The sequence below is a fragment of the Paenibacillus sp. S02 genome (assembly GCF_019454065.1).
Classification (GTDB): domain Bacteria; phylum Bacillota; class Bacilli; order Paenibacillales; family Paenibacillaceae; genus Paenibacillus; species Paenibacillus polymyxa_B.
The window spans coordinates 2,025,081-2,037,777 of the sequence record NZ_CP073682.1 but is presented as its reverse complement, the minus strand read 5'-3'; the positions used below and the strand labels follow the sequence as shown (position 1 = coordinate 2,037,777).

Annotated in this window: 13 protein-coding genes; 6 read left to right on the top strand and 7 right to left on the bottom strand. The window is 45.2% G+C overall.

Annotated features, from left to right (window positions below; genetic code table 11):
- Window positions 1–213: 213 nt before the first annotated feature.
- Entirely contained in the window at window positions 214–1,629 is a 1,416-nt protein-coding gene (locus tag KAI36_RS09035; protein WP_220027548.1) for an MATE family efflux transporter, read from the bottom strand.
- Between the two features lie 208 nt (window positions 1,630–1,837).
- Complete coding sequence (locus KAI36_RS09030; protein ID WP_013309706.1) at window positions 1,838–2,035, bottom strand: cold shock domain-containing protein; 198 nt, start codon at window positions 2,033–2,035, stop codon at window positions 1,838–1,840.
- A 173-nt stretch (window positions 2,036–2,208) separates the two neighbouring features.
- On the opposite strand from KAI36_RS09030, the gene KAI36_RS09025 reads away from it, so the two are divergent.
- From KAI36_RS09025 to KAI36_RS09000, 6 genes are all read left to right on the top strand, one after another.
- Window positions 2,209–2,442, top strand: coding sequence for a hypothetical protein (locus KAI36_RS09025; RefSeq protein WP_013309704.1), 234 nt, complete (start codon window positions 2,209–2,211; stop codon window positions 2,440–2,442).
- 7 nt (window positions 2,443–2,449) lie between these two features.
- The gene (locus tag KAI36_RS09020) at window positions 2,450–2,638 is read left to right on the top strand and encodes a hypothetical protein (protein ID WP_025715827.1); all 189 of its coding nucleotides are present in this window, start codon (window positions 2,450–2,452) and stop codon (window positions 2,636–2,638) included.
- A gap of 199 nt (window positions 2,639–2,837) precedes the next feature.
- Window positions 2,838–4,634 carry an oligoendopeptidase F gene (gene pepF / locus KAI36_RS09015; protein WP_220028078.1) on the top strand — a complete coding sequence of 599 codons (1,797 nt, stop codon included), beginning with the start codon at window positions 2,838–2,840 and terminating at the stop codon, window positions 4,632–4,634.
- Window positions 4,635–4,690: 56 nt separating this feature from the next.
- Window positions 4,691–5,113: a LapA family protein gene (locus KAI36_RS09010; RefSeq protein ID WP_049827665.1), complete on the top strand. Its 423-nt coding sequence runs from the start codon at window positions 4,691–4,693 to the stop codon at window positions 5,111–5,113.
- A 13-nt stretch (window positions 5,114–5,126) separates the two neighbouring features.
- Window positions 5,127–6,164, top strand: a complete 1,038-nt coding sequence (locus KAI36_RS09005; RefSeq protein WP_220027547.1) for a M42 family metallopeptidase — start codon at window positions 5,127–5,129, stop codon at window positions 6,162–6,164.
- A 73-nt stretch (window positions 6,165–6,237) separates the two neighbouring features.
- Window positions 6,238–7,137, top strand: a complete 900-nt coding sequence (locus KAI36_RS09000; protein WP_220027546.1) for a LysR substrate-binding domain-containing protein — start codon at window positions 6,238–6,240, stop codon at window positions 7,135–7,137.
- Between the two features lie 19 nt (window positions 7,138–7,156).
- Here KAI36_RS09000 and KAI36_RS08995 read toward each other — a convergent pair whose 3' ends face one another.
- The 5 genes from KAI36_RS08995 to KAI36_RS08975 all read right to left on the bottom strand — a co-directional run bounded on the left by KAI36_RS08995 (window position 7,157) and on the right by KAI36_RS08975 (window position 12,672).
- The gene (locus tag KAI36_RS08995; protein WP_220027545.1) at window positions 7,157–8,146 is read right to left on the bottom strand and encodes an aldo/keto reductase family protein; all 990 of its coding nucleotides are present in this window, start codon (window positions 8,144–8,146) and stop codon (window positions 7,157–7,159) included.
- Between the two features lie 152 nt (window positions 8,147–8,298).
- A complete protein-coding gene (locus KAI36_RS08990) occupies window positions 8,299–10,248 on the bottom strand; it encodes an ABC-F family ATP-binding cassette domain-containing protein (RefSeq protein ID WP_025722305.1) in 1,950 nt (649 codons plus the stop codon).
- Between the two features lie 121 nt (window positions 10,249–10,369).
- A complete protein-coding gene (locus KAI36_RS08985) occupies window positions 10,370–10,948 on the bottom strand; it encodes a TetR/AcrR family transcriptional regulator (protein ID WP_220027544.1) in 579 nt (192 codons plus the stop codon).
- Between the two features lie 83 nt (window positions 10,949–11,031).
- A complete protein-coding gene (locus KAI36_RS08980; RefSeq protein ID WP_220027543.1) occupies window positions 11,032–11,838 on the bottom strand; it encodes a DUF92 domain-containing protein in 807 nt (268 codons plus the stop codon).
- Window positions 11,839–12,048: 210 nt separating this feature from the next.
- On the bottom strand, window positions 12,049–12,672 hold the full coding sequence (locus KAI36_RS08975) for a fumarylacetoacetate hydrolase family protein (protein ID WP_071640237.1): 624 nt from the start codon (window positions 12,670–12,672) through the stop codon (window positions 12,049–12,051).
- Between the last annotated feature and the right edge of the window lie 25 nt (window positions 12,673–12,697).

The window sequence follows — 12,697 nt, the reverse complement described above, 5'->3', positions numbered from 1 at the left end:
CTACGTAATTATACCTATCCAAACCATATCCATTATAATATGTTCGTCCTTTTAGCACAAATGAACAACCTCACTTTTTTCTTTAAAATTCAAGAAAAATGAGCTATTCTCACAAAAAGACTTTATACCTGTAATGTTTAATTAGTCAAAAATAGGAGTTACACAAAATCTATCCTTATAAGACTTTAATCGCAAATAGTATAAATGGCCTACCTATCCCTTGTCATCTGCTGGCTTCACGCCTTGGATTCCCTCTCCCATGCTTGCCTGCTTCCATTTCCCGAAAGCATAATAGAAAATGACTGCTACGGCAGAGATAGCAAAACCTACAGGAAAACTCCACCATACAGCATCTAGACCATACTCATCAACAAATACATAGGCCAAAGGTATACGAATGCCCCATAATGAAATAATGGTAATTAAAAGCGGTATCATTACGGAACCCGTTGATCGAACAACACCTGTAATGACATTGGTAACACCGAATATAACAAAAGACCACAAAGTGATCAGATTAATCCGCATACCCAATTCCAATGCACCCCCCGTAGAAGGAAGGAACATGAGCAAGGCCTGACGGTTAAACATGTAAATTAATACCACAGCTCCACCAGTCAACACAAAATTATACACAATCCCAATCCAGGTTGTCATGCGCACTCGATCCCAACGTCCGGCTCCGATATTTTGAGCGGCAAAGGAAGATACAGCTGCACCTAACGCCATTGCCGGCATCTGCACATAGCTGGACAAATTATTGGCTGCTGTATAAGCTGCTGCTGCCACTGTTCCGTAGCCATTAATCAGATTCATTAAAGCAATCGCGCTGGTGGAGACGGCAATCATTTGCAACCCCATCGGCACTCCCTTACGGATTAGGGTCCAAATAATCTTCCAATCAAATCTGAGTAAATGAAGCTCTGAAGAAGTAATGCGCAAAAAATATTTTACTCGATATAGGTAAATGAGGATCAACACAAAGCTGATCCCTTGAGCGATCAGGGTAGCAGTAGCGGAACCTCCAATGCCCATAGCAGGAATCGGTCCCCATCCGAATATTAACAGCGGGTTGAGTAGTACATCCAGTACGACGGAAACAATTAGAAAATAAAATGGTGTTTTGGAATCTCCAGCCCCTCTCATTACAGTCATTATGTAGTTATAGCCGTACAAAAAGGGCATACCTGCGAAAATAATACGTGTATACGTGATCGCCATATCCACCGATTCGGCAGGTGTATTGAGTACATGAAGAATCCAAGGCGCACTCAAAAATCCGATAATACCTATAGCAAAAGCGAGCACCAGAAAAAAGACTGCACTTGTACCTACTACACGCTTGGTTTCAGCTACGTCTCCTGCTCCGATATTTTGTCCGATCATAATAGTGGCCGCCATGGTGACGCCAAAAATTGAACTGATAAGAAAAAACATAATAATATTTCCGTTGGAAGCGGCAGTCAATGCGGCTTCTCCCAGAAACTTTCCAACCCAGATCGAATTGATCGTTCCATTCAGGGATTGCAGAATGTTTCCGAACAGCATCGGCAAAGAGAACATAAACAGCGTTTTGGCAATAGGACCTTCAATCAGGGAAGGCTTACGACTAGCCTCTGCTGCACTCATTTTCTCAACTCCTTCAATTTAAGATGTCTTCTGCCTAGTTTTATTACGTATAATACCCCATTCCTGCTCAATCTTCTCATATCATAAACGTATTTACGCAAAAAAGCGCAGTTCCTTAAATTTAAGGAACTGCGCTCTCAATTCATAGTTTAACCGTAATATATAAGACATCCGTAGAAACGGAACCATTCTTACAATTCAGTTACACTTACAGTTTGATTACGTTAGCTGCTTGGGGTCCACGGTTACCTTCAGTAATTTCGAATTCAACCGCTTGACCTTCTTCCAAAGTTTTAAAGCCGTCGCCTTGGATTGCGGAGAAATGTACGAATACGTCCTCGCCACCATCCATTTGAATGAAGCCATAACCTTTTTCTGCGTTAAACCATTTAACTGTACCTTTCAAGTGAACAACCTCCTAAAAATACCGCCATCTATGGCGAATATCCATATTATACTTCATGCTTTTTCACAATGCAATTGATGTTTTTCCTGGTTTTTCGGGCTGGAATGATTTGCTTTTGCGGCGGAAACTGCGGTATCATGAACCAAAACATCTATAAAATCGGAGACATGCATATGATGAAAAAACACGAAATATACAAAAAAGACAATTGGAACATGATGACTGTCGAGGTGCAGGGCCGTTACATCGTTCTACGGGAAATATCCGATGATTGGGGCGAGGAAGCCCACACGTTTTTAAGCCGTCCGGCGCTGATGCATTGGGCTCAAAATCGGTTTCCCAAGCAGTCCTTTCAAGATAATGAGGAAGAGTGGCAGCGGATCATGAACGCTTTCAAACAGGTCTAGCCTATTCATGGTGTCCAACAGCTATCTCATCTTCATTATTCTGGCCTTCACGCTGGGCGGAGTGCTGATCATGAAGCGTGATACGATACCGACTCCTCTCAAAAAGTGGATGGCCCTCACTGCTGTAATCATGGTTTGCCTTGCCTTTTATCTTATTGTATACAGCTTATTAAATATAGGTTCCAACCCACAGTAAGGAAAATTATACTTTCGGGCGTAAGAGGTCATACTATGGCATAACAAGCCATGGTATAAGGAGGATCTGCCGTTACATGCATCCTGTAAAACCTCTTGCCCTGCTGCTTACGGTAAGCGTGGCGGTTTCTTCGTTTTGGCATCCGTCCCTTACTGCCGCAGCCCTACCCCACATTACGTTCGATCAGAGGAGGCTCTCCATGAGTGAAATTGTAAAACGCGCTGATGCGCCAGTGGAAAATACATGGAAACTGGAAGATTTGTTTCCCAACCGCAAAACATGGGATCAAGAATACGAAGAAGTCGAACAACTAGCCAAAAAGGCTGAACAATTCCAAGGCAAGCTCAATTCAGCAGAGTCGATTGGCAGCTGCTTTAAATTGGAAGATGAATTGTCGCTTAAAACCGAGCGTGTATATGTGTACGCACATCTGCATCATGATGAGGATACAGCTGAACCTACATACCAGGGTCTTTCGCAAAAAGCCAAAAAATTAGGCGTTGAGGTTAGCGAGTCTCTTTCTTTCGTGACGCCTGAAATTTTGGCACTGCCGGATCATCAGCTCGATGCCTTCATTGAAGATCCGAAGCTTGCAGATTATCGGTTTACACTTCAAGAAATGAAGCGGGAAAAAGCACATATTTTGGGCAAGACAGAAGAAGCGCTGCTCGCTCAGGTTGGCAATCTGGCTCAAGCCCCGCAAACGATTTTTGGCATGCTCAACAACGCTGATCTGAAGTTTCCAAAAATTAAGGATGAGAACGGCAAAGAGGTTGAACTGACTCATGGCAGCTACATTCAATTCCTCGAAAGTCCGCACCGCGAAGTACGCGAACGTGCTTTTAAAGCGGTATATGACACATATGCCAAAAATAAAAATACAATTGCTTCTACACTAAGTGCCAATGTAAACAAAAATATTTTTTATTCTCGTGTTCGCAAATACCCTTCTGTACTGGAAATGTCACTGTACGGTGACAATATTCCGAAGGAAGTGTATACGAATCTCATTGACACCATTCATGAAAGCTTGCCCCTGCTCCATCGTTACATCAAGCTGCGTAAAAAGTTGTTAGGTGTGGATGAGCTCCATATGTATGATTTGTTCGCTCCGCTTGTGGACGAATACAAGATGGACATTACGTATGAAGACGCCAAAAAGCAAACAAAAGAAGGCCTTAAGCCACTGGGCGAGGACTATCTGGCTTCGCTGCAAAAAGGCTATGATGAGCGCTGGATCGATGTATACGAAAATGAAAACAAACGTACTGGTGCATACAGTTGGGGAGCTTATGGTACCCACCCATATGTGCTGCTGAACCATAAAGATAACCTGAACAGCATGTTCACACTTGCTCATGAAATGGGGCATGCGTTGCATTCGTACTATTCAGACAACGCATTGAAGTATAGAGATGCACAGTACACCATTTTCCTAGCTGAAGTGGCATCCACAACCAATGAAGCGTTGCTAATGGACTACCTGCTGAACAAATCAACCGATCCGAAAGAGAAAATGTACCTTCTCACCTACTATGCAGATCAATTCCGCACAACGGTATTCCGTCAAACCATGTTTGCGGAATTTGAGAAAATTGTACATGAACGCGCTGAACAGGGGGAATCCCTTACACCGCAGCTTTTATCGGAAATTTACTATGATCTGAATGTGAAATATCACGGGCCTGGCATGAAGGTAGACAAAGACATTGAAATGGAATGGGCACGTATCCCTCATTTTTATAACAGTTTTTATGTCTACAAATATGCTACTGGCTTCTCGGCAGCAACTAGTTTCTCGAAACAGATTCTGGAAGAAGGCCAACCAGCCGTTGACCGTTACTTGGGCTTCTTAAAGAGCGGTGGCAGTGATTATTCAATTAATATTTTGAAAAAAGCTGGCGTTGACATGTCCTCTCCGCAGCCGATCCGCGAAGCGATGAGCGTATTCGAAGAAGTCATTACAGAAATGGAAAAGCTAACTGAAGGAAAGTAAAACCGTGCGCACTTAAAATCCAGCATTGAAATGATGCACGGATAAATCCCTTGTCCATGGCGGGCAAGGGATTTTATAATGTAACGGGAGGAGGTGGCATTTTGAAAACACAATGGTCTTTGATCGCAGCTCTTGTTATTGCTCTGTTAACAGCTGTATTTGCTGTTATTAATGTGAATTCGGTTCAAGTGAACCTTCTATTCAGTATGGTTAGCATTCCTTTGATTCTGCTTATTCTTGGTTGCACTCTTCTAGGTGGACTTATTGTCGGTTCTTTCGGTATTTTCCGCCAATATAGGCTTCAGAGAGAGATTAAACGTCTGACTACTCAGCTTCATACATTACAAGAAGAGCACACATCCACGGTGGAAGCAAACGCGGATGTGACCTATGACAAGACTGGTTCTTCCAGCACAGGGTCTACTTTCGACCAAGATATAGAGCAACCGTCCTCTAACCCTGATCGGTTGTCCAAATGAGGAGGAGCAACAAATGACGATTCAATTAAATGAGAATTATATAATGAACTTTTTAAATCAGCTACTGAACACGCCCAGTCCCAGTGGGTACACACACCATGTGATGGAGCTGATTCGTAAGGAAGCTGAGAGCCTCGGGGTACCCATCGAATGGAATGCAAAAGGCGGTGCCATCTTGACTCTGGAAGGTCAGGAAACGGACCGTACGATGGCGCTGAGCGCACATGTGGATACATTGGGCGCGATGGTACGTTCGATTACAGCACAAGGTACCCTACGTCTGACATCCGTCGGCGGTTTCATGATGAACAGTATTGAGAACGAATACTGCCTTATTCATACCCGAAGCGGACAAACGTTTACGGGCACTATTCTGTCCAGCCATCCATCCGTGCACGTCTATGATGATGCACGAAGCTTTGAGCGCAAGGAGAGCCACATGGAGGTTCGGATTGACGAGCTTGTTGAGTCAAAAGAAGACGTGCTTCAGCTCGGTATTGCGGTGGGCGATTTTATCTCGTTCGATGCGCGTCCAGTCGTAACACCGAGTGGATTTATCAAGTCACGGCATCTGGATGATAAAGCTAGTGTAGCTGCACTGTTTGGTCTACTGGAATCTGCTGTACATGGAAACTGGAAGCCTCGACATACCGTTAAATTGCTCATTTCCAACTACGAGGAAGTGGGGCACGGAGCGGCTTACATACCTGAAGGAATCAGTGAGATGATAGCTGTCGACATGGGCTGTATGGGTGAAGATCTGAGCTGCAAGGAAACGGATGTTTCTATCTGTGCCAAAGATTCCTCCGGGCCTTACGACTATAATATGACGACCCGTCTGATTGAACTGGCCAAAGAGCTAAATATTCCGTATGCGGTAGATATTTATCCGCACTACGGTTCGGACGCTTCGGCTGCACTAAGAGCAGGTAATAACATCCGGGCTGCTTTGATCGGCCCTGGCGTACACGCCTCCCATGCAATGGAGCGCACGCACAAGCAGGCCGTGGTGAACACTGCACGTCTGCTTGCAGCTTATGTGACAGTTTAATTCGAACGATAAAAACCGACCTGTTCCACTGGAGAATAGGTCGGTGAAGGCTTAGTGAAAGGAAATCACAGCTATGGATCTGAAAAAACTACGTTACTTTATCGCAGTAGCGGAAGAACTGCATTTTAACCGTGCTGCGAAAAAACTGAATATCACCCAACCTCCCTTGAGCCAACAAATTCAAAGCCTTGAAGAAGAACTTGGTGTGAAGCTTTTGGAACGAACTAAAAGACAAGTTCGACTTACGTCAGCAGGAGCGATATTTTTAGAAGAATCCAGAAATATGGTTGCACAATTGGAAAGATCTATTAAGATCACACAGCTTGCAAGTCAGGGGAAATTCGGACAATTATCCATCGCTTTTGTAGATTCAGCCTCTGGCAGTCTGATGGTTAATGCCTTGAAGAAATTCCGAGAGCGCTTCCCAGATGTGAAGCTTACATTATTTGAAATGACATCTGTCCAACAACTGAAAGCCATACACGATGGTAAAGTTCATGTGGGCTTCCTGCGCAGTACAGATCCATCTATACATATCACTTCTCGTCTTTACACCAACGAATCACTCATGGCCGTTCTTCCTCAAGCACATCCGTTAGCCCACCATTCAACCTTGTCTTTACGTTCTTTAGCGGACGAATCTTTTATCCTGTCTCCGCCTCATATGGGAGCTTCTTTTCATAATCTCATACTCGACTTTTGCGGACAACACGGATTTCAGCCTCAAATCGTACAGGAAGCCGTTCAAATGTATACGATCGTTAACTTGGTAGCGGCTGGTATAGGTATCTCCATTGTCCCTACTTCCGTTTCTGTCTTTCAACGCAGTGATGTCGTATTTCGTTCCTTTCAAGAAGAGTCTCCGTCCATCCCACTTTATGCTGCATGGAAAACAGGTGCACATGAAACTGTTCTGACTCATTTTCTGGAAGTGGTTGAAGAAACAGCTTGTAACGAAGAGTTAGACATGTAAATTTCCTTGATTGTATATCTTAACCTGTTTTTCTCGGATCACGTTCAACAATACCATTTAAAATGCTATCCAATTGTCTCATGACCTGCCCATCTAGACGGACACCTGCAGCTTTTACGTTCTCTTTAACCTGCTCGGGCTTGGAAGCACCGATAATAGCTGAGGACACTTGCGGGTTTTGTAAAACCCATGCGACTGCAAGCTGGGGCAGCGTCAGTCCGCATTCTTCTGCAATCGGCTGAATTTTCTTTACTGCCAAAAGGACTTCTTTACGTAACCATTGTCCAGCCAAACGTTCGAAAAATGGTGACCCTGCTGTCGTAGAAGCTCGTGAACCCTCGGGTAACGGCTTGTCTGCTGCATATTTACCAGAAAGGATACCTTGTGCCAGAGGTGACCAAACCACCTGGCCAATTCCTTCCTGCTCACAAGCGGGAATCACTTCAGCTTCAATGACACGCCACAACATGGAATATTGGGGCTGACTTGCCACGAAAGGGACCTTTAATTCCCTAGCCAGAGCAGCTCCTTGCTTAATCTGCTCTGCTGTCCACTCGCTTACTCCTACATACAAAACCTTCCCTTGCCGCACCAAATCGGATAAGGCCATAAAAGTTTCTTCAAGCGATACGGTTGGATCAAAACGGTGTGCATAATATACATCAATATAATCCGTTTGTAGGCGTCGAAGAGAGGCATGGCAGGCCTCCATGATATGTTTGCGAGACAGCCCTTTATCATTCCGTCCGGTACCTGTGGGATGAAAAACCTTAGTACATAATTCAATACTTTCACGGCGTATTCCCTTTAAAGAATGACCTAAAACTGTTTCCGCCATGGTATCCGAATACACATCAGCGGTATCAAACGTGGTAATCCCTGAGTCTAGTGCAGCCTTTACACAGGCTTGCGCTATGGTATCATCCACTTGAGCACCGTGGGTGATCCAGTTTCCCAATGCAATCTCACTTACCATCAAACCACTTTTTCCAAGTTTACGATATTCCATTTTCAATTCCTCCCCTCCATATGCAATCCATTATACCCACTGTAATTTAATATTAGAAATATATAATTCACTTGCTTTTAATATGAAAAACGTATTAATAATTCGATAAAAAAAGCAAGCCCCATTCTGAATGGTGACTTGCTTTTGTGTTTTTAAGATTTACTTTGTTCAATCTGCTCGGCTAGCTCATTCAGGTAGGTCCAGCGTTCCATTTGGTGCTCCAGATGCTGTTCGGCCTTTGCTTGCTCAGCCATGAGCTCCTGTAGTCGTGCTGAATCACTGAAAGACTCTTCCATCTGCCGCTGAATGTCGGCCAACTTCTGTTCGGCTTGTTCAATCAGCTCATCAATTTGCTCATATTCCCGCTGTTCCTTGAAGGTGAATTTAAGCTTGGTTTTACTTGTCTCCTTGACTGAATCGGAAGGACCCGCAGACTTAGGCGCGGAAGAGCGATTCGAGGAAGCCGTACTCGTCGAGACAGACGTGTTCACAGAAGATTGAGCATTTTTACTGATCCATTCTGCATACTCGCTATAGTCGCCTACATGTACACGTACCTGTCCATCCCCTTCAAACGCCAGTATTTTGTCCACTGTCCGATCCAGGAAATAGCGATCATGAGAAACAATAAACACCACGCCCGGGAATTCATCCAGATAGTCTTCCAAAACGGAAAGGGTTTGAATATCCAGATCATTTGTTGGTTCATCCAGCAATAGCACATTCGGTGCCGACATCAGAACACGAAGCAGATACAAGCGCCGTTTTTCACCCCCGGACAGCCTGGAAATAACCGTCCATTGCGCGCTTGGTGCAAACAGGAAACGCTCCAGCATTTGTGCAGCTGTAATCGTCGAACCGTCTGCTGTACGAATCACTTCGGCTTCTTCCTTAATATACTCAATAACACGCAGTGATTCGTTCATTTCCTGATGTTCCTGAGTAAAATAGCCTATCTTCACGGTCGGCCCCAGCACAACACTGCCGGAATCCGGTTCTACACGCTGTGCAATCATTTGGAGCAGGGTGGATTTCCCACTACCGTTAGGACCTAGGATACCAACACGATCACCAGGAACCGCAATGTAGCTCAAATCCTGTATCAGCTTACGGGAATCTACCGATTTGGACAGATGCTCGATCTCCAATATTTTTTTACCCAGACGTGTGGAGGCGACAGACATATCTACAGATCCAGAACGAGCTTCCGGTTGCTGATCCCTAAGCTGCTCATATCGGTCAATACGCGCTTTCTGCTTGGTGGAACGAGCCTTTGCTCCACGACGAATCCAGGCCAGCTCATTACGCAGCAGGTTCTTCCTTTTTTGTTCCGTAGACGCTTCCCGCTCCTCGCGTTCTGCCTTCAGCTCCAGAAAACGGGTATAGTTAGCCTCATAACGGAAAAGGCGGCCATGATCCAGCTCCAGCATGACATTTGCAACTCTATCCAGAAAATAGCGATCATGCGTGATCATTAACAACGCACCACGTCTTTTTTGCAAATACTGCTCCAACCATTCAACGGACTCATTATCAATATGGTTTGTAGGCTCGTCCAGAATGAGCAACTCGCAGGGTTGGATCAAAGCCGCCGCCAAAGCCACCCGCTTACGCTGCCCGCCGGATAGAACGCCCATACGAGACTCAAACTGGGTGATCCCCAGTCGGGTAAGTATATTTTTGGCCTCACTCTCCAACTGCCATGCCTGGAACGTATCCATTTGCTGACTCGCTCGCAATAGACGGTTTTGAAGCTCCTCGCTACCCGGATTTAACTCCAACAACTCCATGATTTCCGTATATTCACGCACCGCTTTCATCTCAGGCTGGTTGCCATGAAAAATATGCTGGAGTACCTTCATCTCGGGATCAAACTCCGGATTTTGTGCTAAATACTGAATTCGCACATCGTTGTTCACTGCAATATTGCCATCATCTGGCGGCTCTAAGCCGGAAATTACCCGTAAAAACGTTGATTTGCCGGTACCATTTACACCGACCACCCCTATTTTGTCACGTTCATCCATACCAAAGGAAGCATCCTCAAACAACATTTTCTCGCCATAGCTTTTCGTTATATGTTCAACGGTCATAATATTCATACGGATTCCCTACTCTTCCCCAATTTTGTGATGCATCCTTTTTATTTTAACACAGACACAGCCAATGATTAAAAAAACCGTTACCTGAACGAAGTCAGTACGGTTTTTTAGCAACAAGATGTCAGGATTTTTGTACCCCGGCTTTACAGCCATGCATAAATAAGTTCGCCACTAATTCAGCCGTCTGATCCACGTCACATTCGCGGAAATCTTTATTCAATAAAATATCCATTTTTAGGCGTTCCAACATACCAATGAATGCCTTCGCATGAAACTCGGACTGCTGTACACCCTCTGACGCCAGTTTATTTTTGACCAAATCAGTATAGTCCTGAATAAATCCCCACATAAACTCCATTAAATCGGGGTCACTGTTGGGGGTCATAAAAAATAATTTAGTATGCTGCTTGCGCTTGAAATAGTAGTGCAGATGCAAATTTGCCATCCGCAGCAGTCCTTCTCCCAAAGTACGATTGATTAATGCGCCTTGCATTTCGGCTAGGTATCGCTCGCAATCTCTACGTGTGACTGCTGTAAATAGCTGCTCTTTGCTTTTAAAGTACAAGTATACTGTGCCTTTGGCAACTCCCGCTTGTTCTGCAATCTCGGAAATTTTGCTTTCATAAAAGCCTTTGGTGCCAAAGACGGTGTAAGCGGCGTCCAAAATAGCTTCATATTTATCTCCGTGTATATCGCCCATCTTAGCACCTCCTTATACAAGGATTGAAACACGGTCAATTCTTAACACAATTTTTTTCCTTTTAATGATCTCCAGCCCTGTGTTCAGTGTATAAAAAAAATACCTGCAAGAGCGACCAATCCTCCGAAAATAGAACTAATGCTATTCACTCGATCATTGCTCATCCAACGCCAGCCTCGTACATAGACCGTCGTTTGTCCACAATGTGAGTCTACTTCTACTTCCCGTCCGCAAACCGTGCAGGAACGCATCATTTGCACCGTAGCACCTAGATAGGAATCAGCAAAGGCCCCGGCGCTACCGGATATACCTCCAACCAGTGCCCACAGCCATAACGGCAAGCTCGGCGTTCCTATGGCGTGTCCAAAGCCCCATGCACCTATGCCGATCAGTACACCCCCAGCCAAGGCCGCAGCCGTTCCCAATACAGATACTCCTCCTGAGGTTCCGGGTGCCAACACCTTCCCGTTAAGCACCGAACGGGGTGGCCTACGACTCAGGCTGCCGAATTCCGTTGCCCACGTATCGGATGTTACCGTAGCCATGACACCGACAAAAGCCAGCTGCCACGTAACATGAGGCCATATCGCATAGCCCAGGCATAACAGCATACCTAATCCCCCATTGGCCCATACTTGGCCTGCATCCCGGTTTCCGGTTTTGGCATACGATTTTTCCAGCTCAGCCTTGCGCTCCTTTTTGAACCTCGACAGGAGGGTCGACGTGATAAAGAACAAGAGCAATGTGCCGAACCAGAACAGGTTACCCGCCCCATAATATACGGTTCCCATCAGTACAGCCGCGGCAAAGCCAGATAAGGTTAAGGATTTTTTATAAAATGCAGCTCCCGCCACCACAGCAGCACAAAGCAATCCGATGATCCAGTCCATGATATACCCCCGCTTTTGAAATGAATCTCCGTTTTTCTTTTTTCGTTCTGTATATTATTGTACAATGCTCTACACTTATATAAAAGCCGTGTCCCATGCTTTGGCACAGGACACGGCCTTCACAATGCTTTTCTAAGGGAATCGCTCTTTATTTCCCAACTACCAAGAACATTCCCTTTTTTAATCCTCTTCAAGATGCCGTTCACAAGTTTATGCGATGGTGAAGCTCCCCTGACGATCACTCCCCCAGAAAAGCTCAAAGCGATCCCCGCTTGCTGTAGGCCCTACTCCTGCTGGAGTACCTGTAAAAATAATATCTCCTTCACCCAGCCCATAATGAGTCGCTATATATTCGACGATGTGCTGGATAGAAAAAATCATATCCTTAACATGTCCACGCTGGACTTCCTGTCCATTTTTGATCAAGGAAAAATCCTGCTGCTCCAGCATGTCCAATTTTTCTAAAGGCAGGAATGGTGTCACGGGAGCAGACGATTTAAAGCCTTTGGCGGCGGTCCATGGATGGCCTTTTTTCTTGAGAACACTTTGTACATCACGCAGGGTAAAATCAATGCCGAATGCAAATGCGTTCAGACATGTATCTGCGGACATGCCTGGTTCGTATTTACGTCCTACAGCCACGACCAGCTCAGTCTCAAAATGAATATCTCCCTGCCCCTGAGGAAGCTCCAGTGTGGCGCCATCCAGCGGCACAACCGCATGAGACGGCTTCAAAAAAATCATCGGTTCTGCGGGAACCTCATTACCCAGCTCCTCCGCATGCAGCTTATAATTGCGCCCAACACAGTAAACATTACGAATTTCCACGTTCATTACGTTCCGTCACCCTTCCCGCGTA